General features: G+C 41.9%; 21 protein-coding genes. 11 read left to right on the top strand and 10 right to left on the bottom strand.

Annotated elements, in window-relative coordinates; translation table 11 throughout:
* Positions 1 to 199: 199 nt before the first annotated feature.
* Both NG55_RS20195 and NG55_RS21075 read left to right on the top strand, forming a co-directional pair.
* Positions 200 to 1,360, top strand: a complete 1,161-nt coding sequence (locus NG55_RS20195) for a PepSY-associated TM helix domain-containing protein (RefSeq protein WP_065344242.1) — start codon at positions 200 to 202, stop codon at positions 1,358 to 1,360.
* Positions 1,344 to 1,520: a hypothetical protein gene (locus NG55_RS21075; protein WP_016543210.1), complete on the top strand. Its 177-nt coding sequence runs from the start codon at positions 1,344 to 1,346 to the stop codon at positions 1,518 to 1,520. The genes NG55_RS20195 and NG55_RS21075 overlap by 17 nt, the downstream gene beginning before the upstream one ends.
* Positions 1,521 to 1,552: 32 nt before the next feature.
* On the opposite strand, the gene gyrB is transcribed toward NG55_RS21075, so the two are convergent.
* From gyrB to dnaA, 4 genes are all read right to left on the bottom strand, one after another.
* Positions 1,553 to 4,021, bottom strand: coding sequence for a DNA topoisomerase (ATP-hydrolyzing) subunit B (gene gyrB / locus NG55_RS20190; protein ID WP_005277650.1), 2,469 nt, complete (start codon positions 4,019 to 4,021; stop codon positions 1,553 to 1,555).
* 49 nt (positions 4,022 to 4,070) lie between these two features.
* Positions 4,071 to 5,153 (bottom strand): DNA replication/repair protein RecF, encoded by a 1,083-nt coding sequence (gene recF / locus NG55_RS20185; RefSeq protein WP_065344241.1) that lies wholly within the window; start codon positions 5,151 to 5,153, stop codon positions 4,071 to 4,073.
* A gap of 27 nt (positions 5,154 to 5,180) precedes the next feature.
* Positions 5,181 to 6,329: a DNA polymerase III subunit beta gene (gene dnaN, locus NG55_RS20180; RefSeq protein ID WP_016543212.1), complete on the bottom strand. Its 1,149-nt coding sequence runs from the start codon at positions 6,327 to 6,329 to the stop codon at positions 5,181 to 5,183.
* A gap of 90 nt (positions 6,330 to 6,419) precedes the next feature.
* A complete protein-coding gene (gene dnaA / locus NG55_RS20175; protein WP_004803339.1) occupies positions 6,420 to 7,817 on the bottom strand; it encodes a chromosomal replication initiator protein DnaA in 1,398 nt (465 codons plus the stop codon).
* 669 nt (positions 7,818 to 8,486) lie between these two features.
* On the opposite strand from dnaA, the gene rpmH reads away from it, so the two are divergent.
* From rpmH to NG55_RS20145, 6 genes are all read left to right on the top strand, one after another.
* A complete protein-coding gene (gene rpmH, locus NG55_RS20170; RefSeq protein ID WP_000831329.1) occupies positions 8,487 to 8,621 on the top strand; it encodes a 50S ribosomal protein L34 in 135 nt (44 codons plus the stop codon).
* Between the two features lie 27 nt (positions 8,622 to 8,648).
* Positions 8,649 to 9,044: a ribonuclease P protein component gene (gene rnpA / locus NG55_RS20165; protein ID WP_004656857.1), complete on the top strand. Its 396-nt coding sequence runs from the start codon at positions 8,649 to 8,651 to the stop codon at positions 9,042 to 9,044.
* Between the two features lie 9 nt (positions 9,045 to 9,053).
* The gene (yidD, locus tag NG55_RS20160; RefSeq protein WP_004803336.1) at positions 9,054 to 9,377 is read left to right on the top strand and encodes a membrane protein insertion efficiency factor YidD; all 324 of its coding nucleotides are present in this window, start codon (positions 9,054 to 9,056) and stop codon (positions 9,375 to 9,377) included.
* Positions 9,378 to 9,379: 2 nt separating this feature from the next.
* Positions 9,380 to 11,140 carry a membrane protein insertase YidC gene (gene yidC, locus NG55_RS20155; protein ID WP_016543214.1) on the top strand — a complete coding sequence of 587 codons (1,761 nt, stop codon included), beginning with the start codon at positions 9,380 to 9,382 and terminating at the stop codon, positions 11,138 to 11,140.
* 114 nt (positions 11,141 to 11,254) lie between these two features.
* On the top strand, positions 11,255 to 12,610 hold the full coding sequence (mnmE, locus tag NG55_RS20150; protein WP_065344240.1) for a tRNA uridine-5-carboxymethylaminomethyl(34) synthesis GTPase MnmE: 1,356 nt from the start codon (positions 11,255 to 11,257) through the stop codon (positions 12,608 to 12,610).
* Positions 12,611 to 12,773: 163 nt separating this feature from the next.
* Positions 12,774 to 13,589 carry a DUF2310 family Zn-ribbon-containing protein gene (locus NG55_RS20145; RefSeq protein WP_065344239.1) on the top strand — a complete coding sequence of 272 codons (816 nt, stop codon included), beginning with the start codon at positions 12,774 to 12,776 and terminating at the stop codon, positions 13,587 to 13,589.
* A 54-nt stretch (positions 13,590 to 13,643) separates the two neighbouring features.
* Here NG55_RS20145 and NG55_RS20140 read toward each other — a convergent pair whose 3' ends face one another.
* Complete coding sequence (locus NG55_RS20140; protein WP_065344238.1) at positions 13,644 to 14,825, bottom strand: PilT/PilU family type 4a pilus ATPase; 1,182 nt, start codon at positions 14,823 to 14,825, stop codon at positions 13,644 to 13,646.
* Positions 14,826 to 15,259: 434 nt separating this feature from the next.
* Between NG55_RS20140 and NG55_RS20135 the strand changes: the two genes are divergently transcribed.
* Entirely contained in the window at positions 15,260 to 15,958 is a 699-nt protein-coding gene (locus tag NG55_RS20135) for a DsbC family protein (protein WP_065344237.1), read from the top strand.
* Positions 15,959 to 16,012: 54 nt separating this feature from the next.
* Here NG55_RS20135 and NG55_RS20130 read toward each other — a convergent pair whose 3' ends face one another.
* The 3 genes from NG55_RS20130 to guaD all read right to left on the bottom strand — a co-directional run bounded on the left by NG55_RS20130 (position 16,013) and on the right by guaD (position 18,539).
* Positions 16,013 to 16,264 (bottom strand): GlsB/YeaQ/YmgE family stress response membrane protein, encoded by a 252-nt coding sequence (locus NG55_RS20130; RefSeq protein ID WP_016543219.1) that lies wholly within the window; start codon positions 16,262 to 16,264, stop codon positions 16,013 to 16,015.
* Positions 16,265 to 16,467: 203 nt separating this feature from the next.
* Entirely contained in the window at positions 16,468 to 16,998 is a 531-nt protein-coding gene (gene hpt / locus NG55_RS20125; RefSeq protein ID WP_016162105.1) for a hypoxanthine phosphoribosyltransferase, read from the bottom strand.
* A 212-nt stretch (positions 16,999 to 17,210) separates the two neighbouring features.
* On the bottom strand, positions 17,211 to 18,539 hold the full coding sequence (guaD, locus tag NG55_RS20120) for a guanine deaminase (protein ID WP_065344236.1): 1,329 nt from the start codon (positions 18,537 to 18,539) through the stop codon (positions 17,211 to 17,213).
* A gap of 139 nt (positions 18,540 to 18,678) precedes the next feature.
* Here guaD and NG55_RS20115 point away from each other — a divergent pair, with 139 nt between their 5' ends.
* Entirely contained in the window at positions 18,679 to 19,305 is a 627-nt protein-coding gene (locus tag NG55_RS20115; RefSeq protein WP_065344235.1) for a nucleotidyltransferase family protein, read from the top strand.
* A 24-nt stretch (positions 19,306 to 19,329) separates the two neighbouring features.
* Here NG55_RS20115 and NG55_RS20110 read toward each other — a convergent pair whose 3' ends face one another.
* Positions 19,330 to 20,286: a TerC family protein gene (locus NG55_RS20110; RefSeq protein ID WP_016543223.1), complete on the bottom strand. Its 957-nt coding sequence runs from the start codon at positions 20,284 to 20,286 to the stop codon at positions 19,330 to 19,332.
* 392 nt (positions 20,287 to 20,678) lie between these two features.
* On the opposite strand from NG55_RS20110, the gene NG55_RS20105 reads away from it, so the two are divergent.
* Entirely contained in the window at positions 20,679 to 21,878 is a 1,200-nt protein-coding gene (locus tag NG55_RS20105; protein WP_023271078.1) for a low temperature requirement protein A, read from the top strand.
* Positions 21,879 to 21,937: 59 nt separating this feature from the next.
* Here the strand turns inward: NG55_RS20105 and NG55_RS20100 are convergent, their stop codons facing one another.
* Positions 21,938 to 22,855: a LysR family transcriptional regulator gene (locus NG55_RS20100; protein WP_065344234.1), complete on the bottom strand. Its 918-nt coding sequence runs from the start codon at positions 22,853 to 22,855 to the stop codon at positions 21,938 to 21,940.
* Positions 22,856 to 22,941 lie beyond the last annotated feature (86 nt).

Genomic DNA, 22,941 nt, shown 5'->3' with positions numbered 1-22,941 from the left:
ACACTATTTTCTTATTCAGCAGGAAAGCTCAGCTCTCCTGCTTTTTTTAATCAATTTATCCCCTGCTAAGTTCCACGTGGAACGCAAAAAACAATGGTAAATAATAATGAAAATAATTATCAATAAAAATAAAATCACCTTATAAAAAATCTAATCATCAAGGGGATCCCATGCACTAAGCCGCATGGGAAAATCAGTTATGAAGCAAACCGTACCTTCAACCAAGAAAACTAACTCCCGCTGGTACCGTCTTAATTTATGGATTCATCGCTGGGTCAGCTTGGTGATTGTGATTCCCTTTGCGATTCTATCGATCACTGGGGTCATTCTGATCTTTCATGAAGAGATTGATCATGCGCTTGGTGTCGAGCCTACAGCGCTGCATTCTTCTTTAGCACAACAACGACCTTTAGCCGATTCTATTGCAACCGCACAACGCACCTACCCCAATGAGCAGATTATCAGTACAGGCTATGATCCTGAACACCATCCTGGTGTGCTGTTAATTGGGATGGCCAAGCCCGATCAAAGCTTCGAACAAGCACGTTGGCTATTTGCTGACATTGGAACGGCACGTTTGATTCAGCAGCCAAATGAACGAGATACCTTAACGGGCTTTTTGCTGGAACTGCATGCCAACTGGTTTTTAGGCTTTATTGGACAACTGATTGGTGCACTGATTGCCTTTTTAGTGTTGTTATCCCTTATTTCTGGCTTGGTGGTCTATGCCCCGTACGTGAAAAAATTCCTGTTTGGCATTTTGCGTTTTAATAAGGGGCAACGGCTATTACAGCTCGATCTACATAACTTAATTGGTTCTGCTGTACTGGGCTGGGCGCTGGTGGTGACGATCACTGGGTTTTTACTGGGTTTTGGCACGGTTGCAATTGGGGTTTGGCAAATGACTGAACTGAAAGCACTGCAAGACAAATATCAGCATGCCCGTGTGATTCATCCCCATTTAAGCATTGATCAAGTTTATGCCGCTGCACAAAAGGGTCAAACAGAATGGCATCCGACCAGTGTGTTCTACCCAAAAACTGAATATGCCACCCAAGGACATTATATGGTGCTGTTACAAGGCAATGAAGGGCTAAAAGAAAAGATGCTTAAAGTGGCCTTGGTCAATGCAGAAACAGGACAAGTGGATACTGTTGAGGAATTACCGACTTATTTGAAAGCCATTTTACTGTCACAACCGCTGCATTTTGGCAATTACGGTGGCCTGCCATTAAAGATTCTATGGAGTTTATGCACCCTACTCACCCTATTTATTACCCTGAATGGCGCCTGGTTATGGTGGGCAAAACGTCAACAAAAGAGCTTAAAAGGAGGCAACAACAATGCAACGATGGAATAAGCTCAGTACTTTATGGTTACTCGCACTCTGCAGTATTGGTGGGATTATTGGAATGCTGCTAATGGATGGTATGGCAGATGTTATTTTTCTAATGATTACCCTGCTGCCCCTGTTGCTTGCAGGATGGCGAGCTTATCTTTTACAGCGTGGTAAAAGATAAGCCAGCTTGATTGATATTGATGCCTAAACTAATTAAGCATCAATATCTGCATTTAAGGCATTTTCTTCAATGAAGGCACGACGTGGTTCTACGTCATCACCCATCAAGCATGAGAACATACGATCTGCTTCAATCGCATCATCAATGGTCACTTGCAACATATTACGGTTTTCAGGATCCATCGTGGTTTCCCAAAGTTGCTCAGCATTCATCTCACCCAAACCTTTATAGCGTTGGATCATCATGCCACGGCGCGAGTCTTGTAAAATATGCTGCCACACTTGATGGAAACTGCTGACTTGAATACGGCGATCACCTTTTTGTAGATAAGCCCCTTCCTCAAGCAACTTGAACCAGCTCTTCGAGTTTTTCAGCAAACGTGCATATTCAGCAGAATTTAACAGACCTGCATCTAATAAATACGAATGCGGCAAATTATGTACATATACGGTGACACGTGGCCAATAATGTGCCGACTTCTCACCTTGCGCATTTTCACGTTCAAACGCTTCCAATGTAATTTCTGGACGTAAGCTTGGTTGTAATTTTTCAATTGCAACACGTAATTGCTCTGCCCATGCTTCCACATAATCACGTTCGTGATTGTGATCCGCTTTAAATGCATCCAACTCAAGTAGACCATCGAGCAAGCTTGCAGGATAACGTTGGGTTAAGCGTTGTAAGCTCTTCTGCGACACTTGATAATCAGCAATAACACTCGCTAGCGCGGTGCCATTAATCGCTGGTGCTTCAGCGCTGATATGTAATGCAAGTTCATCAATCGCATTTGAGATCAGGTAGGTCTCAAGTGCATCGTTATCTTTGATGTATTGCTCTTGCTTGCCTTTCTTTAACTTGTACAACGGTGGCTGCGCGATATAGATATAACCACGTTCAACCAACTCAGGCATTTGACGGAAGAAGAAGGTCAATAACAAGGTACGAATATGTGAACCATCCACGTCCGCATCGGTCATGATAATGATTTTGTGATAACGCAACTTGTCTGGGTTATATTCTTCACGTCCGATACCACAGCCCAAAGCGGTAATCAACGTACCCACTTCTTGGCTAGAAATCATCTTGTCAAAACGTGCACGTTCAACGTTCAGGATTTTACCCTTAAGTGGCAAAATCGCCTGCATCTTACGGTTACGACCTTGCTTGGCACTACCACCCGCAGAGTCACCCTCGACCAGATACAGTTCCGACAATGCTGGATCTTTTTCCTGACAGTCTGCCAACTTACCTGGTAAACCTGCAATATCCAAAGCACTCTTACGGCGGGTCATTTCACGAGCTTTACGTGCCGCATCACGCGCACGTGCCGCATCAATAATTTTACCTGCAATCGATTTTGCAGCCTGTGGGTTTTCAAGTAAATAAGCTGAAAACTCTTTGTTCATGGCTTGTTCAACAGCAGGTTTTACTTCACTCGACACCAGTTTTTCTTTGGTTTGTGAAGAGAATTTTGGATCAGGTACTTTCACTGAAATAATGGCGGTTAAACCTTCACGTGCATCATCGCCCGTCACAGCCACTTTTTCTTTTTTCAGTAAGCTTTCATTTTCCATGTAGCTGTTAAGGCCACGGGTTAATGCAGCTCGGAAACCTGCGAGGTGTGTACCACCATCTTTCTGTGGAATGTTGTTGGTAAAGCAACGGACATTCTCTTGATAGCTATCGTTCCACTGCAATGCGACTTCGACACCGATGCCATTATCCGCATCCATGGTGAAGTGGAAGATTTCATTTAGATGGGTTTTACCTTCGTTAATATATTTAACGAACTCAGATAAACCACCTTCATAATCGTAAACATGCTCGAGATTAACACGTTCGTCACGCAATACGATACGTACCCCTGCGTTCAGGAACGAAAGCTCTCTTAAACGACGCGCCAAAATATCGACACTAAAAATGGTTTGGCTAAAAGTCAGTTCACTTGGCCAAAAACGAACGGTTGTGCCCGATGTATCGGTTTCACCCACAACTTTTAACGGATATTGCGGATCGCCATGTGCGTATTCTTGCTCATGGATTTGGCCAGCACGGTGAATGGTCAAATGCAATTTTTTAGATAAAGCATTAACAACAGAAACACCTACACCGTGTAAACCACCCGACACTTTATAGCTGTTATCGTCGAACTTACCACCTGCATGCAGAATGGTCAGAATCACCTCTGCCGCAGACACCCCTTCTTCAGGGTGAATATCGGTCGGAATACCACGACCATTATCCGAGACGCTGACCGATTCATCTTCATGAATGGTCACCAAAATCTCGTCACAGTGGCCTGCTAAAGCTTCATCGATGGCATTATCCACCACCTCAAACACCATATGGTGCAAACCTGTACCGTCATCGGTGTCACCGATATACATGCCAGGACGTTTACGAACCGCGTCTAATCCACGTAATACTTTAATACTAGAGGAATCATAAGCCTTTTCATTTGTTTGTTCTGTTTGAGAGACTGATTGAGACTCTGAACTCATGGTTACTCCCTAGTAAATATCTAATCTATCCAAAGATGAGGAAATAAAATTATGGCGCAGCAAGACTGACTTGGCCGTGAACAACATGGAATAATTGAAAGGGAATCGACAGATCATGTAAGTGTTTTAATACCGACGCATGGTCTAAGGTGGTCATAAAAACCTGACTTCCCAACTGACTCAGTCGCTCAATTAAACGTTGTTGTGCAGCTAAATCTAACTCTGCTGTCAGATCATCTAATAATACCACAGTTTCCTTATTACTCGCATGCAGCATTGCAATTTGTGACAGTTTTAATGCCATGATTAACAACTTTTTTTGCCCGCGAGACAGCACATCATCGGCATTGCCAAATGGTGTTTTTAAGCGTAAATCCGCACGGTGTGGACCGTACTCGGTATAACGCCGATCGAGATCTTTTTGATGCTGCTGAACCAAGTCCTGTAGCAAGCCCTGCTCGGTATGAAAGCCCGCACTGTATTCCAGCTCAATCTGCAGATTCGGCAACAACTGCTGCAAATCTTCATGGAAAAACTGATTCCATTGTTCAACGATTCCAACACGTTGTGAGTGCAAAATTTCGCCATAATCACTCAGCATTTTGTTCCACGGCTCTAAATCAGCCAAGCTGAGATTACGCCGTGTTTTCAGTAAACTATTACGCTGCTTTAATGCACGCGAATAATACTGCCATGCAAAATAGAACTCAGGTTCCACGTGGAACATCAACCAATCCAACAATTGTCGTCTGGGTTTAGCGCCGTGATCGATAATATCGGTACTTTGTGGATCGATATGTTGTAAAGGCAATAGTTTTGCCAACTGACCTTGTGTGGCAATGGTATCGCCATTGACCTTAATCAGTTGCTCTCCCGAAGCCATTTTTTGCATACCAATCCGTTCACTTGCCGATTGTGCAAACACAATCGCATCACCAGCCTCGTACTGGATATAATGTTTAGGAATATGGGTACGAAACGAGCGACCTGTAGCCAATAAATGGATGGATTCAAGTATTGAGGTTTTCCCAGAACCATTGGCCCCGTAAAAAATATTAAACGGTTGCAACTCATTGAGTGCAACCGCCTTTAAATTACGTACACGCTCGATATTTAAACGCGTAATTTGCATGATTTTAAACTCAAACCATCAACGACCTTAAACACGCATTGGCATGACAACATAAGTTTGATCTGGATGGGCTGGATCTTGAACAAGCACAGATTGATTGGCTTCGCTCATGCTCATTTTCACATCATCACCATCTAAAACGCTTAAAACATCAAGGATATACTGCGCATTAAATGACATTTCCAGCGGTGCATCTTGATATTGAATTGCAATATCTTCAACCGCCTCATCTTGTTCAGGGTTATTGGCACGCAACTGTAATGAGTCTTGATTGAAGTTCAAGAACACGCCACGAAGTTTTTCATTACTTAAAATCGCCACACGCTGTAATGATTGCTTAAACACATCATGTGCAATAAAGACATGCTTATCACCATTTTTTGGAATCACACGGCGATAATCTGGAAATTTTCCATCAATCAATTTCGTGGTAAAACGAACGGTAATATCACCCTGCTCTTTATCACGGCTTGGCGTATTGATGGTGACGTTCAATAGTTCACGACCAATCAATAAGGTTAATTGTTCATCTTCAATACTGAGTAAACGCTGTAATTCACCGACCGCCTTACGTGGCACAATGGCCTGCATTGGTGCAGCTGCTGTTGATGAAGCTAACACTTCACATAAGGCTAAACGATGTCCATCGGTAGTGACTGTACGTAGTTGATTTTGATCAATTTCCAACAATGTACCAGTCAAATAAAAACGAACATCCTGAACCGCCATCGCGAAGGCGGTTTTTTCAAATAAACGCTTTAATTCGCGTTGGGTAACCTGGACTTGTGTTCCTTGGCTATTTTCGGTGGTCAATAATGGATAATCTTCTGCTGGAAGTGTACCCAAGACGAAACGGCTGTTGCCCGATTTTAAAATACAACGTTGATCTTCGGTAATTTGTAGATCAATTAAGGCTGCTGTAGGAAGAGATTTACAAATTTCGACCAGTTTTCGTGCAGGAACTGTGGTTTCACCCGCTTCCAAGCAAGCACCTTCTGCTAACGTAGTACTGGCAACCAATTCAACTTCCAAGTCAGAACCTGTAATGGTTAAAGCCTGTTGTGTGGTTTGAATTTTAACGTTTGAAAGAATATTCAAGGTATGACGGCGTTCAACAGCCCCCACCACATGGGATAAAACATTGACTAAACTTTCTTTAGCGATTTTCAAACGCACGATTTTATTCCTCTTACAACAGAAGCCGATATGAATGTTAGCAGTGTACTATGCTGCACTTAAAAATAGTTTGCAACTCTGAAAAATAGATTAACTTTGTAACAAGCGCAGTAAATTTTTATAGTCTTCATTAAAAATAGGGTCTTCTTCACGCAAGCTGACCACTTTTTCACAGGCATGCATCACGGTACTGTGGTCACGACCACCAAAGGCCATACCAATTTCAGGGAAACTGTCCCCAGTTAATTCACGCGCCAACCCCATAGCCAATTGACGTGGGCGTGCATAAATACGGGTACGCTTTGGCCCAATCAACTCTTTCAGTGGAATTCGGAAGTATTCACTCACCACCCGCTGGATGTTTTCCACGCTAATCGTACGCGCACGAATTGCTAAAACATCTTTTAAAGATTCCCGCACCACATCCAAATCAATCACGGTGCCTTTAAAACGTGAAATTGCGACGACTTTATTGAGTGCACCTTCAAGCTCACGTACGTTTGCAACCACTTGTTGTGCAATAAACAAAGCACAGTTTCGCGGTAAATCAACACCACTATTTTCCGCTTTTTTCAGCAAGATCTCGATTCGGGTTTCAATATCGGGCGGTTCTACCCCCACAGATAAACCCCATGAAAAGCGAGAAACTAAACGTGGATCAAGTTCAGTGAGTTCTTTGGGATAACGATCTGAGGTTAAAATAATTTGTTTAGATTCATCCAGTAAGGCATTGAATGTATAAAAGAATTCAACAAGGCTCGCTTCTTTGCCTGCGAGTAAATGAATATCATCGACCAATAACAAGTCTAAAGAACGGCAATTTTTCTTAAATTCTTCAACCTTACCTTTTTGCAATGAACTGACAAAGTCCTGAACAAAACTTTCGGAGGTCATATACATCACACGTGCATTTGGCTTGGCTTGTAATAGCGCATTGCCCACGGCCTGCATTAAATGTGTTTTACCGAGACCTGTTGGGCCATATAAAAATAAAGGGTTATGTTGAGAAGCACCTAACTGGGTTAACACCTTACGGCAGGTTTCAGCAGCCATTTGGTTAGAACGGCCTTCAACAAATAAAGAGAAGGTAAATAACGGATTGAGTTGTCTTTTCTTCGGTATTTTAGTGACATTTTGACTCGGTTGAACCAGATCAGATTCTTTTTTTACCTTTGTTGGAACAGCAACAGGAGCACTACTCAACGCTGCTGTTGTGGTTGCAGGTTGCTCATTAGAAGACAAAATCGTCCCAGGACGTGAATCAACCAGAATTTCAACCTGACGAACTCGACCTTCCGACAATTGTTCAGCAAGAATAGAAATCAGTTCTAAATGGTTATCTTGAATATAACGCGTCCAATAAGGGTTCGGTGCGTATAAACGCATCACACCATCAACCTCTTCAGCAACCAAAGGACGAATCCACATCGCAAAGACGTTATCAGATAGCTCTTGTCGCAAGCGAGTTAAGCAGTCTGTCCAGAGCATGTGCATCCCCTATATATCCATTTTTTAAATTCAAAAATAAAAAACCGTCACCCCTCATCTTTCAAAGGGGTCGCCATTCTAACCAAGTTATCCACATCTGTCAGGACAATTTATGGGACTTTTGCTGAAAAAGACAGCATTCGTTTATAAATTTAAATTCAAAACCACATGTGCATAACTTTTTGCACAAGCTGTGGATAGTTTTAAGCTCAAAGTTATCCACAAACTATAAAATTAATAAAAACATGCTTATCCACAGTGTAACTCTATGTTTATTCATAAAAAAACATCACTTTCCACAGAAAATATCCACCCTTATAAGAATAAATTTAAATTTTAAAATTTGAATTTACTTATAGGGTTCACTCGAATTGTGGATAACTGAGCATATCGAAATTTAAATTCAAAATCCAAGAATTAAATTTAAATCAGATGATGGAATGTTGATAAGCTTGTTTGTAAGCTGTGAATATAGACGAATACTGATATTATTTAAATAGATAGCTTGTGTATATTTTTTGTTTTCAATAAAAGCATATAACTACGAGCAGCTTTATCGCTTCAAAACAGAACAAACAAAATGTAAAGTTTTTGATTTTCCATTGACAGCGTAAACATTGCACAATAAAATCGCGGACCTTTATAGAAAGATCATTTTGGAGTTTCGAAATGAAACGTACTTTCCAACCATCTGAATTAAAGCGTAAACGCGTTCATGGTTTCCGCGCTCGTATGGCTACTAAAGCAGGTCGTCAAGTTTTAGCTCGTCGTCGTGCAAAAGGTCGTCATAGCTTAACTGTTTAATACTGTTAAGCTGACCAGACTTGGGTGATGACACTTTACAGTTTCGGCACTGAATCTCGTATTCGTTGTGCCGCTGATTATAAAAGTGTATTTGATGGTGCGCTTTTTAAAGTGCATCAGCCCCATTTCCTTTTTTTAGCAAAATTAACCGAACAGCCGAAAAGCCGTTTGGGTATTGTCGTTGCTAAAAAAAAGGTGCGTCGTGCACATGAACGAAATCGAATAAAACGTCTTGCTCGGGAGAGCTTTCGTTTACATCAAGCGCAATTTAATGCTGATATCGATATTGTGGTGATGCCTAAAGTAGGTATAGAAGCAATCGCAAATCAAGAATTACATCAACAATTAGATTTTGCTTGGCAAAAATTACAACGCTTAGCAAAGAAGCATTCCAAAGTCGTTGTGACATCCCTCCAAAATTAGAGATCTCCAATGGTACGTTTACTGCATTGGTTGATAAGATGTTACCAAATCGCAATTAGTCCATTATTGGGTCCTCGTTGTCGCTATATTCCCACTTGTTCGCAATATGCAATCGAAGCGTTGCAGACACATGGCGCGGTCAAAGGTGTATGGCTATCGACTAAGCGAATTTGCCGTTGTCATCCTTGGGGTGGGTCAGGCTATGATCCAGTGCCTCGTAAAGCACTTCGTTTTATTTCGTTTCATCAAATAGATTCTCAAATGCATCACGTTGCTGTACCCTTTCGTGATCGTTTATTCAAGCAAAATCTCTCTAACCATTTGGGATTATAGATATGCAACAATGGGCCAGATTTGCAATTCTTGGAGCCATGTTTGTTACCGCATATTTGCTTATTTTGGCTTGGCAAAAAGATTATGGTCATGCTGCACCAGCACCGCAACAACAAGCGGCTGCTGTGACTGCACATGAAGTATCTGCAGATTTGCCAAATGCTCAAAATGCAACAGCGGCTTCAGACTTGCCACAAGCAAATGCGACTGCATCACAAGCTACAGAACATAATACATCTGTGAGCCAGCAACTGATTTCAGTACAAACTGATCTTTATCACCTGTGGATCAATCCAAAAGGTGGTGATATCGTCCGTATTGAATTGTTAAGCCATGATGAAAGCAAAGACAGCGATAAACCGTTTGTCATGCTGGAAAGTGATGCGAAACGTACCTACGTCGCTCAATCTGGTTTAATTGGTTTAAATGGACCAGATAGCAGCCGTGGCGGTCGTCCAATGTATGATGTTGAAAAAACAGCATATACCTTGGCAGATGCGAAAAGCGTTGCGTCGAAAGATGGTAAAACACATCAAGTGTTGACTGTGCCGTTGGTATTTAAAACACCTGAAGGTGTGGAAGTGATCAAATCGTTCACCTTCACGCAAGGCGATTACCCAATTACCGTTAAACATCAAGTTATTAACCGCAGTCAGCAAAACTGGCAAGGTCAAATGTTTGGTCAGTTAAAGCGTGATAATTCGGATGATCCTGGTAAGTCTTCACAAGGTATTTTCACCTTGGGTACTTATCTTGGCGGCGCTTGGGGTACACCAGATGCGCATTATAACAAGTTAAAATTCGCTAACTTTAATGACGAAAAATTAAATGTTGAAGCCAAAGGCGGCTGGGTTGCCATGGTTCAGCATTATTTTGTGAGCGCATGGATTCCTGGGAACTTAAAACTCACTCAGGCCGATGGTCAGCCATATAATGCAAAATTAGAGTCACGTCAGTCTACGGACGGCATGAATATCATGGGCTTCACCTCTCCAGTGATTAATGTACCTGCAGGTACCTCAATGGAAGTAGATGCTAAGCTTTATTCTGGTCCGAAAGTTCAGTCTGAGCTGAAAGACTTGGCTGATGGTTTAAACCAAACTGTAGATTATGGTTGGTTATGGCCAATTGCGAAATTATTGTTCTTGGGCTTGCAATTCTTCCATAACATTATTGGGAACTGGGGCTGGTCAATTATCTTATTGACGATCTTGGTGAAGTTGATTTTATGGCCACTTTCTTCAAAAAGTTATCGTTCGATGGCGAAAATGCGTGTGATTGCACCCGAAATGCAACGCATGAAAGAAGAATTTGGTGAAGACCGCATGCGTTTCTCGCAAGAAATGATGGCCTTATACAAGCGTGAACAAGTCAACCCATTGTCTGGTTGCTTGCCATTGCTATTACAAATGCCGATTTTCTTAGCCTTGTATTGGGTATTGATGGAATCTGTTGAGCTGCGCCATGCACCATGGTTAGGCTGGATTCAAGATTTATCAGCAATGGATCCATGGTTTATCTTGCCGTTGATCATGGGTGTGACCATGTTCGTTCAGCAAATGTTGAACCCACAACCGACTGATCCAATGCAGGCCAAAGTGTTCCGTATCATGCCAATCATGTTTACGGTATTCATGTTGTTCTTCCCTGCGGGCTTAGTCCTTTACTGGATCGTCAACAACAGTATTACCATTTTACAACAATGGTTTATTAACAAAGGTGTCGAAAAAGACCGTCTCAACAAGGTTGAGCCGAGCGCTTAAGTTCGAACTTTTACTGAATAAATCCGCTTAAGATGGTAATCTTAGGCGGATTTTTCTTTGTCTGTATTTAGGGTTTGAACCCAACAACCCTTGCTTTTTTTAGGTGAATTTAACATGCAACATCAAACCACAATTGCTGCGATTGCTACTCCATTAGGTCGTGGTGGTGTGGGGGTGATTCGACTCTCTGGACCGAAAGCTTATGTGATTGCAGAGCAACTGACCCAGAAAAAGCTCCCTGCGGCACGCATGGCTGGTTTCCGTCAGTTTTGTGATGCCGATGGCTCGGTAATGGACGAAGGCATTGTATTGTGTTTTCCAAACCCACATTCCTTTACCGGGGAAGATGTGGTGGAATTACAAGGTCATGGTGGTCCTGTCATTCAAAATGCCCTGTTAGCACGTTTACTCGATTTGGGGGCGACAGCCGCAAAGGCGGGTGAATTTTCCATGCGTGCCTTTGAAAATGGCAAGATGGACTTGGTACAAGCCGAAGCGATTGCCGATTTGATTGATGCCACTTCACAGGCGGCAGCACGTTCAGCAGTACGCTCTTTACAAGGTGCATTTTCAACCAAAATTAATATGGTTTTAGAGCAACTGATTCACTTACGGTTGCATGTTGAAGCTGCGATTGATTTCCCCGAAGAAGAAATTGATTTCCTGGCCGATGGCAAGATTTTGGCCTTGCTGGATGGTGTACAGGGCTCGGTTCAAGCGGTACAGCAGTCTGCACGCCAAGGCCAATTGCTACGTGAAGGTTTACAGGTGGTGATTGCGGGTAAGCCCAATGCGGGTAAATCGAGCCTATTAAACGCACTCGCTGGCCATGAACGTGCCATTGTGACCGATATTGCAGGGACTACCCGTGATGTGCTGCATGAAAAGATCAGTTTAAATGGCTTGCCGATGACTTTAACCGATACTGCAGGCTTACGTGAAACGGGCGATATCGTCGAGCAGGAAGGGATTCGTCGTGCGATCAAGGAAATTGAACAGGCTGATTTATTGCTGTTGGTGTATGACTTGAATCAAGGCGATGAACCTTTACAGCTGGCACATGAATATTTTGCTGATCATCTGGAGCCAAAGCGTTTATTGTTGATTGGGAATAAATGCGATTTAACTGGACAACAGGCGGAAATGACCGATTATCAGGGCTTCCGTCATATTAGTGTCTCAGCCAAACAGGATATGGGGGTTCAGGCGCTCATAGATGCGATTACAGCGCATGCGGGCTTCCAACCTGAGGAAGACACCTTTATCGCCCGAACACGTCATTTAGACGCAATGAAGCGCACTCAGCGCTATTTGTCTGAGGCACGTGAGCAGTTGGTGGTGTTTAACGCTGGTGAGCTGGTGGCTGAGTCATTGCGTTTGGCGCAAAATGCATTGGGTGAAATCACCGGTGATTTCAGTGCCGATGATTTGCTCGGCAAGATTTTTGGTTCGTTCTGTATTGGGAAGTAATCAAGTATTTAAGCCATTTTAACAATCATAAAACAAGATAAAAGTACTAATTTATAATGAATTAGTACTTTTTATTCTAAAATATACTGATAATAAAATTTAGTGTAATTATTATACTTTTATTGCTGATTTTTCTTATTACAAAATTTCTGATGAGTTAAAAATGATTGCTTATAAAGTGATTTTTGGGCCAATTACAAAAACAAATCGAGAACAAGCCGAATGGTTGGTTGAGGATTATCTTTCGGCTTTATTACATAATGGTCAAGTCTGCGGTGAGTACTATTTGATCGTACATCAAGGCCTGTTGTGTACCTATATCAATCTGCAAGGTCTTGATGCAAATTTAAAAGAATATCATTGCAAATATGGTATTGAACGATTGAAACGCATTACTGAGTTGTTTGATTGTGAACCATTATGGGAATGTATTGATGATGATGTTCCAGAAAAAAATACCCATTGGCAAAATGCTACTTTCCTTTACCTTTATACCCATATGAATGATTGGCAGTCACCTGTGTGTCGAGGGGATAATGGTTATCCAATACCGATTTTTCTTCTTTCAGGAGAGCATCAGCAACGAGAAGAAATATTTTTTTGGCAACAAGAATATAAGATCTATGATCAAGCTTGGATACATAGTGGCGCTTTGGAAAAAATAGCTTATAAACAATTGGCAACTCCAGATAGTGAGTTAGCAAAAACAGGTCAAAAAATCTGTAAATATATTGAAGAAGTTACAGGTGTACCTACGTACTATTACGTTAAGCGTTATTGGGGACGTAAAAAGAATGAAGATGCTCGGCTGTGCCCAGCTTGTGGTCAAAAATGGAGTATAGATACGGATGCAAAAGTGAATGTTTTTTATAATTTTACTTTTAAATGTGATCCATGCCGTTTAGTCTCACATCTTGCCGTCTCTTATGAAGATGAACGACATGCAGTTATTGGAGAATGGCGGCCATCTAAAATCTAATTAAAATTCATATAAATAAAAGGCTTAGATCGTGATGATCTAAGCCATTGTTGATCAACCTTCTTCTTGTTCTTCCTCTGTTTTTTCTTCTTGTACCACATTTAACGCGGTCATCATGGCGGCCGGTGCGCCTTCTTGGCGAGTACTTTTTAGCTTGATCTGCAAACGCAATTCATTGACTGAATCGGCATTGCGTAAGGCTTCATCATAGCTAATTGCGCCTTCGTTATACAGCTCAAATAAGGCTTGGTCGAAGGTTTGCATACCCAACTCACGCGATTTGCTCATAATCTCTTTCAGTGCGTGGAACTGCCCTTTGAGAATATTGTCTGCAATTAATGGGGTATTCAACAAAATTTCAATTGCAGCACGACGACCTTTGCCATCTTCGGTACGTACCAAGCGTTGCGAAATAATCCCTTTCATATTGGATGAAAGATCCATCAGTAATTGATTGCGACGCTCTTCTGGGAAAAAGTTAATAATTCGGTCCAGTGCTTGGTTGGCATTGTTAGCGTGTAATGTACCTAGACACAAATGCCCAGTTTCCGCAAAGGCAATTGCATGTTCCATGGTTTCTGTGTCACGGATTTCGCCAATCAGAATCACATCGGGTGCCTGACGTAGCGTGTTTTTCAAGGCATGCTGCCATGAATGACAATCAACCCCCACCTCACGATGGGTAATCATTGATTTTTTATGTTTATGCACGTATTCCACTGGGTCTTCAACGGTAATGATATGCCCCGCTGAGTTTTCATTGCGATGGTCAATCATGGCAGCCAAAGAGGTTGATTTTCCTGAACCTGTACCCCCAACAACCAGCACCAAACCACGTTTTTCCATAATCACATTTTTCAGAGATTCTGGTAATTTTAGTTTCTGAAAGGTTGGAATTTCTGAGGTAATGGTACGAATCACCATACCGATTTGTAGCTGTTGTTTAAACACGTTGACACGGAAACGGGAAACATTGGGCACATTGATGGCAAAATTACATTCCCATTCTGTTTCAAACTCTTGGCGTTGTTTTTCATTCATCAAACTATAGGCAAACAGCTTGGTTTTATCTGCGGTGAGTGCTTGTTGCCCCAATGGACGCATCAGCCCTTGCAATTTAATGCTTGGTGGGAAATCAGCAGTGATAAATAAATCAGACCCTCCATATTCCACCACTTTGCTGAGCATGTGAAACATAAAGGTTTTGGCTTCTTCTAATAGTTCCGCGTTATACATTGAGCTACCTAAATTTTTTAGAATGAAGCGAAGTTCATTGCTGTAATACGATGATAATCATCCCGATAGGGGAACATTTTTGTTTCTTGAAAATGAATGATGATAGATCAATGTGACTCGATTTGGACCATTTTATCGTCATCATTTTCACTGTGTTGCTGAATGATACGAATTATTCCAAAAAGCGAGGTGTTGATCTATGTGCTTTTTAAAATTATTAAATAATTATCAATGTGATGGACCTAAATTGTCAGTTTTTTACTGAATCGATCGCTTGCAGCATGCTGTATGGGGGATGTGAACAGGATAAACGAACGTTCCACGTGAAACATCGCATGAATTGGTTGAGTTTTGGTTGTTACTGAGTAAGCTGAACTGTTGAGTGGCTTGAGACTGATTACAATAGCCGCTGATTTTTGAATTGAGTGTCAGACATGTTAAAGAAAATTGGGATGTTCTCATTATTGAGCTGTATTTCAGCGCTGAGTTTTGCCAACGTAGACAGCTTAAAAAACAATTTAAATCAGCAATATCCCAATATCGAAGTCAGCAATATTCAACCTACAGAAATGAAAGGCTTATATAGTGCCAGTCTAGATAATCAGATTATTTACCTGGATGAAAGTGCCCAACATATGTTTGTGGGGTCTATGGTGCGCTTAAAAGATCAAAAGAACCTGACCAAAGATTTAGTCATTCAACAAAATTCGATTGACTGGAAACAGCTGCCTTTAAAAGATGCGATTAAAACGGTCAAAGGCAATGGAAAGCGTCAGTTAGCCGTGTTTTCTGACCCAAATTGTTCATATTGCAAAAAATTAGAAGCTGAATTGGACAAGCTGACCGATGTGACGATTTATACCTTTATCTATGCCCTAAAACCACAATCAATCGCGGTGTCAAAATCGGTGTGGTGTGATGCGAATCCAGCTTATGCATGGAAAAACTTGCTACAAAAGAATGTGCAACCGAAAGAGAAAAGTTGTGCCAACCCGATTGATCGTAACCTCGAACTCGGTCGTAAACTTGCTGTCGATGCCACGCCAACCTTGATTTTCTCAAATGGTTTAAAAATGGTGGGTGGACGCAGTGCTGAAGAAATTCAGATAATTTGGAAAGAGCTCGGACTCTAATGAAAAAGCTCCCCAATCATCAATTAAAATGAATGGGGAGCCTTCCGAATGGATTTAACTTTTTTTGGTGACGAGTTTATAAAGGAATAAAATAATCACCGCACCTAGCACAGACGCAATAAAACCTGCTGCCGAATTTTCAGCATATAAGCCAAGTAAACGCCCGCCATAGGTGGCGAGTAATGAACCTGCGATACCCAATAAAGTCGTGACAATAAAGCCCGCTTTGTCATCACCTGGATGTATTGCGCGTGCAATTAAACCAGCAAAAAAACCAACAACAATCGCTACAATCAGAGACCACATTATCTTTTCTCCTTGTTTTAAAAGCAGTATTTCTTATTATCCTGCTTGATTTGAGTGTGCTTTGTCTGTAGTGGATTGCCTATTTGTGTCGTATTTTTGTGCGTTCTTGAGCAAAGTTTGTTTATATCAGGCCATAAAAAAGGCGCCCTAAGGCACCTGAGTAAGGAGCGAACATGGATAAAATGCCAGTCACGGTCTACTCATTAAAGACCGATTTCACCAATAAATGGCAGATGACGGTACTTTTGATCGAAATCCAAACCATAACCGACAATAAAGCGATCTTCGACTTCAAAACCGAGGAATTTCACTTCTAGCGGAATTTCACGGCGTGATGGCTTACTCACCAGAGTACACAGTTCAATCGAATTCGGGTTACGTGTTTGCAGCATTTCAACTACTTTGCTTAAGGTGTTGCCTGAGTCGATAATGTCTTCCACCACCAGCACATCTTTACCATGAATTTCACCATCAAGATCTTTCAGAATCTTGACGTCTCTTGATGAAACCGTGGTGCCATTGACGTAGCTAGAAACAGTCATAAAATCGAGTTCGTGTGGCTTTTCAATGGCACGGCATAGGTCGGCCATAAAAATAACTGAACCACGTAACAGGCCAATCAATACCAGTTCTTTATCACTTTGAGCATAGTGTGCATTGATCTTTTCACCCAGTTCTTTGACTTTGGCTTGAATCTCTTCACTTGAAATCATAATGCGCATTGCAATGGTCATCGGTAGATTCCTAAAACTTAAAAACGGGAAAATAAAAAAGGTGTTGACCTGCAACACCTCGAAATCTTGAGCTAATCTGCCAATTTTAAAACAAAATTACCGTTCATGCACCTTTTGATGATGAAGAATATGTTTCATTTTGAGCAGATGCACGGTCACGTTTTAACAGAACAGCACATCCGACGGCCAATATGATCCACCCAAGTTTTTGTTTATTTAAGCGTTTCGCTTTGGCTATAGGCTTTTTGTCCATAGATATAGGTTGCCTCAATATTTCGGTCATCGCCCATGGTGAATAAGGCAAATAAGCTATCATCAACCGATTTTGAACGTGATTGACGTAATTGTTGTAAGGCAGTTGCTTTGAGATTGAGCACCACAAAATCAGCCTCTTTCCCGATATTAAAGTTGCCAAGTTTGTCATCTAGATCTAAGGCTTTGGCACCACCGAGGGTTGCATGATATAGCGATTCAAACGCAGACAGTTTATCGCCTTGCAACTGTTGTACCTTGTACGCTTCATTGACGGTTTGCAATAAGCTAAATGAGGTCCCTGCCCCCACATCGGTTCCGAGACCAACTTTGACTTGTTGTTGCCAAGTTTTGTTCAATGGGAATAAACCGCTACCCAAGAATAGGTTTGAGGTTGGGCAGAAGGCAATTGCAGAATCAGTCTCATGCATACATTTCCATTCCGCATCTTCTAAATGCACACAGTGCGCAAATACCGAGCGCTGGCCAGTTAAACCATAGTGATGATAGACATCCAGATAGCCCTTTTGCTCAGGGAACAACTCTTTTACCCAAGCAATCTCATCTTTATTTTCACTCAAATGGGTATGTACATACACATCTGGGAATTGTGCTTTGAGTTGGCCTGCTTTTTCGAGTTGCTCAGGCGTTGATGTTGGCGCAAAACGTGGGGTAATCGCATACAGTGCACGACCTTGGCCATGCCACTTCTCGATTAATGCCTTAGAATCCTCATAGCCGCTGTCTGCGGTGTCGCACAAGGCTTCGGGTGCATGACGATCCATCATCACCTTACCTGCGATTAAACGCATTTGGTGCTGTGCTGCGGCCTCAAATAAAGCATCCACCGATTCAGGATGTACCGTACAGAAAACCAAGGCCGTAGTGGTGCCATTTTTGAGTAGTTCATTGACAAAAAACTTGCCAATGTCTTGCGCATAGGCTTGGTTTTTGAACTGGATTTCGGTTGGGAAGGTATAGGTGTTTAACCAGCTTAAAAGTTGCTCGCCGTAGGCACCGACCATTTCGGTTTGTGGGAAATGAATATGGGTATCGATCATACCCGGAATAATTAATTGTTCTGGATAATGCTGAATGTCAACGTTTGCAGGAAGATGGGCTTGAGCGTCGTTCCACGTGCCAAACCAGCGAATTTTGCCTTGTTCAGTGATCATGACACCATCTTCGAGATAGCGCACTTGATCGGCAATTTCAGCAGCTTGGGAAACGGTTTTTTGAATATCTAAGAAGCGACCACGAATCACCGTGATTGGAGTAGCCAAAGTCATAACAACCTACAATTTTACTTTTTTCGGTTGATTGTACCTGATTTTGCCAAAGTTACTGGATTATTCGTCTAATTCGCGTGCTGAAAAGGTATATAAATGTGACTCATAATTTAAAGAAACTCAGTTTGGGGAGATCGAAATGTATGTCTTATCTAGGGGAAACACAGAGACAGAGCAAAGCAATCGAAGCAGACTATTTGATCTGATTATGCAGTCCCCTGCTTTGTATGAGATGTTGCAGCAATTGGCTCAATTACATCCTGCGGCTTATTTAAGTGCAGGTGTGCTTCGGAATACCGTATGGGCACATTTACATGGTCAAAGCTTTGACTTGAACAATTGCGATATAGATGTGATCTACCATGATACAACTGAGCGTGATCACAGCAGAGAAAAGCAATTACAGCGCGCACTAGCGCTAATCTTTCCTGAACAACAATGGGATGTGGTAAATCAGGCCTTGGTGCATACCTGGTATGGTCAGGATAAGACCGAAAAAATTCAGCCTCTAGTCTCGATTGAGCAGGCTTTGTCACTATGGCCAGACACAGCAACGGCGCTTGCAGTCCGCTTAAATCGCTCAGGAGAATTGGAACTGATCGCACCCTTTGGTCTGCATGATTTATTTGCACTCAAATTACGTTGGAATCCTGCATTGGTCAGCTATGACATCTTTAAACAACGGATTGAATCCAAACAGTGGTTACAGCAATGGCCTAAATTGCAATTAGTGGATGATGCTCAAATAAAAAAGGGCCTTCATTGAAGACCCTTTGGAGATAGTTTGTGTTTATTGTTCTTGGCGTTTGTTATGACGTAACGAGAGATACGCGGTGATGCTCAACACCAGTACGATAAAGCCTAATGAGATCCAGATTGGCATGTGGAACACATCGAGCAATAACATTTTTGCACCAATGAACAATAAGATGATGCCCAAACCATACGGTAAGTAATGCATTTTGCTTGCAGCACCTGCCAATAAGAAGAACATCGCACGTAAGCCCAAAATTGCCATTAAGTTTGCGGTTAACACAATGAACGGGTCACTGGTCACGGCGAAAATCGCAGGAATAGAATCCACCGCAAAAATCACATCAGACGCTTCTACCAAGATTAACACCAAGAACAAAGGCGTTGCCCATAACACACCGTTCTGACGAACAAAGAAGTTATTGCCTTCTAGCTGTGGGGTAATCCGCATGTGTTTGCGTAACCATTTCAGCATCTTGATATCTTCAATATTGGTCTCTTCTTCGTCCTGTCCTTTTAGGAACTTAAAGCCTGTGTAGACGAGGAACGCACCGAAGATATACAGCACCCAAGAGAACTCTTGTACGAACCAAGCACCAATAAAGATAAAAATGGTTCTTAAAATGATTGCGCCGAGTACGCCGTAAAGCAGGATTTTACGTTGGAATGCAGGAGGAATCGCAAAAGCCGCAAAAATCATCAGCCAGACAAAGACGTTATCAATTGCCAGCGATTTTTCCAGTAAATAACCCGCAAAGTATTCCATGGTTTTTTGGTTGGCGATGGTTGCGCCTACGGTTTGTTGCAGGTATAGCCACAAACCACCACCAAAAATCATGGCAACAGTGACCCAAGCAATACTCCAATAAGCCGCTTGCCTGATGGGTACATCTTGGTTTTGTTTTTGTTTAAAGCCTAAAAAGTCGACTATGAGCATGACCGTTACGATTCCGAAGAACGCAACGTACAGCCATAAATTACCGATAGTTTCCATCACAACTCCCTATCTGGCAAATGGACATAAAAAAACCTTGACCAGTTGCCAGATGAATTAAATAAAACATCTGTTTCAACATGATCAAGGTCTTGCCTACATCACGATAACCTGTGATGCTCAGAGTCCGACTTTTTGCAAAGTGTAATGACGAAACTCTGACACCTAAATTGTTAAGTTGCACAACCTAGGCTTGGAGGAGGCTACTCCCCTTGTCAAATTCTGTTATGGATGATGACATCCAAAGATAGGCATAGAATTACATAAATAATCGATTTAAGCAAATGTTCAATGCATAAAATTTAAGCATTTTTTGTGATTGCAGGATTAGGTAAATGCTGGAAGATAGATTAACTTAAAAGTGAAGGCCTATATTGTTCAGAGAATAAGAGATGAGTGCTGAAAACAATCAAAATAAACCGCAGAAATTATTTGTCCCCCGTGACCCTGAAGAAGCCCACCGTGCGGCCACGCCATTAGAACTTTTATTTGACCTGATTTTTGTGGTTGCGATTGCAACCGCAGGACAGCAACTCCATCACGCGATTATTGAAGGTCATTTATGGCATGCTTTACCGACCTATTTCATGGTGTTTTTCGCCCTGTGGTGGGCATGGATGAATTTCACTTGGTTTGCCTCCGCCTATGACAATGATGACACGTTGTATCGCTGTTTGACCTTTGTCCAAATTGTCGGATCATTGGTGATGGCGGCGGGTATCCCCGCAGTTTTTCAACAACATAATTTCGATGTCATTATCATTGGTTATGTGATTATGCGTTTGGCTTTAGTGACCCAATGGATACGCGTTGCCAAGCATGATCCTGAACGAAGGGTGACAGCCTATCGCTATGCCATTGGTATTGTCTTGGTGCAGTTGGGATGGTTAATTGGTAATTTCAGCGCCATTCATATGACGCCTGTGTTGTTCCTGATTCTGGTTTTGGCTGAGTTAGCTGTGCCGCTATATGCCGAAAAATATGCGGTGACACCTTGGCATCCACATCATATTGTTGAGCGTTATGCACTACTCACCATCATTGTGTTAGGAGAGTCGATTATTGGCAGTTTTGCTGCCACTCAGGAAGCCTTTGCCAATCATGATGTCAATTTCAAAGAAATCTTTTTAGTGATTGGCGGCTTATTGATGATGTTTGCCATGTGGTGGGTCTACTTTGATCGCAGTCATCATCACCATCAACGTCATGGGGTGCAGCCTTTTTTATGGGGGTACGGCCATTTTTTTATCTTTATCAGTATTGCAGTCTTAGGTGCAGCTTTAGCGGCCTCGGTCGATGTTTCAACACATCATGCTCACATTTCTAGTCAAATGATGGGATGGATGATTGCGATTTGCTTGGTGGTTTATAACACCTATATTTGGCTATTTTATGAGACCTCCTATTTGTCGGGATGGGGACGTTGGCTTTATCCAATGACGATTTTGATCCTTTTCTCGATTCCTTTTTTCTTTGCCGATATTGGCTATATGATTTTTGCGATGGCGGTGGTTTATATTGTCCGTCTCATGCTTTCCAAAGCGTATTTGATCAATTGCCATGATCAGCAACAGCTGGCATCAAACAAATAATCAAAGTCTCTCAATATGGAGATGAGCAGACAGGCGAATGAGCAATGCATTCGCCTGTTCTAATTAAAAATTTTCAAAATTTCTGTGCGTAAAAATTGGTGTCGTGGGTTATGTGTGACATGTTCATGCCAATACATGCCCATGTTGATTTTAGGCAATTCAATCGGCAGTGCGTGGATCTTTAAATGCTTCGCATAATGTAGATTTTTCAGAATACTTTGTGGAATTGTTAGCACTGCATCGGGGTATTGGGCCAAAACTTGTAGTGCGGTTGAATAATGTTGACAACGTAGGAAAATTTGCCGAGACAGCTGTTGTCGATTTAGATAAATATCTTCCAGCAATAAGCCAGTCCGCCGTGATGACACACCAATATGCGGTGAGGATAAATACTGAGATAAACTGATCTCAGGCTGCTGGGTACACACCACAAAATGGTCGTCAATCAGGTTTTCAAACTGTAAATGATCCTGATGCGGTTGCACCAGATCAATCACAAAATCGATTTGTTGCGCTGAGAGATCGGCCAGCATATTTTTACGATCCAGCTTGGAACTCAAGAACTGAATGTTCAGATTCAATTGGGCAAAATGATGCACCAATTGTGGAAAAATAATCGGTTCGATTTCATCATGAATGGCAATTTTTAGGCTGTGTAGCATGCTCGGCATAAAGTCTTGCTGGGGCACTGCAATCTGTTGAATCGCCAGTAATGCTGTTTGAATCGGCTGATAAATTTGCTCGGCATAAGGTGTTGGCAGCATTTTTTGCCCGCTTCGAACAAATAACTCGTCTCCAAGTTGTGTGCGCAAACGCTGCAAGGCATGACTGACTGCAGATTGGCTGATACACAACAATTGCGCAGCTTTGGAAATGCTCTTTTGTTCAAAAATCGCAATAAACAGCGGATATAAATTGATATCAATACGATGAAAGTGAGCCACTTCCAGTGGGCTGGTATTATGAATCTGATTCATAGTTTTGAATAAAATAAAATCATTTCATTCATAATAAATTTTCGCTTATGGTGATGTAAAGCAGCGAATCAATATTCGCCATATTT

This window comes from Acinetobacter gyllenbergii (assembly GCF_001682515.1).
In the GTDB taxonomy this organism is placed as follows: domain Bacteria; phylum Pseudomonadota; class Gammaproteobacteria; order Pseudomonadales; family Moraxellaceae; genus Acinetobacter; species Acinetobacter gyllenbergii.
Note: the sequence above shows the minus strand (reverse complement) of the source record. Positions and strands in the feature narration are given on the sequence as shown.

Excerpts from the sequence above, each read along its gene's own strand:
- NG55_RS20195 (WP_065344242.1), top strand. The coding sequence starts at position 200 with ATGAAGCAAACCGTACCTTCAACCAAGAAAACTAACTCCCGCTGGTAC.
- NG55_RS21075 (WP_016543210.1), top strand. The coding sequence starts at position 1,344 with ATGCAACGATGGAATAAGCTCAGTACTTTATGGTTACTCGCACTCTGC.
- gyrB (WP_005277650.1), bottom strand. The coding sequence starts at position 4,021 with ATGAGTTCAGAGTCTCAATCAGTCTCTCAAACAGAACAAACAAATGAA.
- recF (WP_065344241.1), bottom strand. The coding sequence starts at position 5,153 with ATGCAAATTACGCGTTTAAATATCGAGCGTGTACGTAATTTAAAGGCG.
- dnaA (WP_004803339.1), bottom strand. The coding sequence starts at position 7,817 with ATGCTCTGGACAGACTGCTTAACTCGCTTGCGACAAGAGCTATCTGAT.
- rpmH (WP_000831329.1), top strand. The coding sequence starts at position 8,487 with ATGAAACGTACTTTCCAACCATCTGAATTAAAGCGTAAACGCGTTCAT.
- rnpA (WP_004656857.1), top strand. The coding sequence starts at position 8,649 with ATGACACTTTACAGTTTCGGCACTGAATCTCGTATTCGTTGTGCCGCT.
- yidD (WP_004803336.1), top strand. The coding sequence starts at position 9,054 with ATGGTACGTTTACTGCATTGGTTGATAAGATGTTACCAAATCGCAATT.
- yidC (WP_016543214.1), top strand. The coding sequence starts at position 9,380 with ATGCAACAATGGGCCAGATTTGCAATTCTTGGAGCCATGTTTGTTACC.
- mnmE (WP_065344240.1), top strand. The coding sequence starts at position 11,255 with ATGCAACATCAAACCACAATTGCTGCGATTGCTACTCCATTAGGTCGT.
- NG55_RS20145 (WP_065344239.1), top strand. The coding sequence starts at position 12,774 with ATGATTGCTTATAAAGTGATTTTTGGGCCAATTACAAAAACAAATCGA.
- NG55_RS20140 (WP_065344238.1), bottom strand. The coding sequence starts at position 14,825 with ATGTATAACGCGGAACTATTAGAAGAAGCCAAAACCTTTATGTTTCAC.
- NG55_RS20135 (WP_065344237.1), top strand. The coding sequence starts at position 15,260 with ATGTTAAAGAAAATTGGGATGTTCTCATTATTGAGCTGTATTTCAGCG.
- NG55_RS20130 (WP_016543219.1), bottom strand. The coding sequence starts at position 16,264 with ATGTGGTCTCTGATTGTAGCGATTGTTGTTGGTTTTTTTGCTGGTTTA.
- hpt (WP_016162105.1), bottom strand. The coding sequence starts at position 16,998 with ATGACCATTGCAATGCGCATTATGATTTCAAGTGAAGAGATTCAAGCC.
- guaD (WP_065344236.1), bottom strand. The coding sequence starts at position 18,539 with ATGACTTTGGCTACTCCAATCACGGTGATTCGTGGTCGCTTCTTAGAT.
- NG55_RS20115 (WP_065344235.1), top strand. The coding sequence starts at position 18,679 with ATGTATGTCTTATCTAGGGGAAACACAGAGACAGAGCAAAGCAATCGA.
- NG55_RS20110 (WP_016543223.1), bottom strand. The coding sequence starts at position 20,286 with ATGGAAACTATCGGTAATTTATGGCTGTACGTTGCGTTCTTCGGAATC.
- NG55_RS20105 (WP_023271078.1), top strand. The coding sequence starts at position 20,679 with ATGAGTGCTGAAAACAATCAAAATAAACCGCAGAAATTATTTGTCCCC.
- NG55_RS20100 (WP_065344234.1), bottom strand. The coding sequence starts at position 22,855 with ATGAATCAGATTCATAATACCAGCCCACTGGAAGTGGCTCACTTTCAT.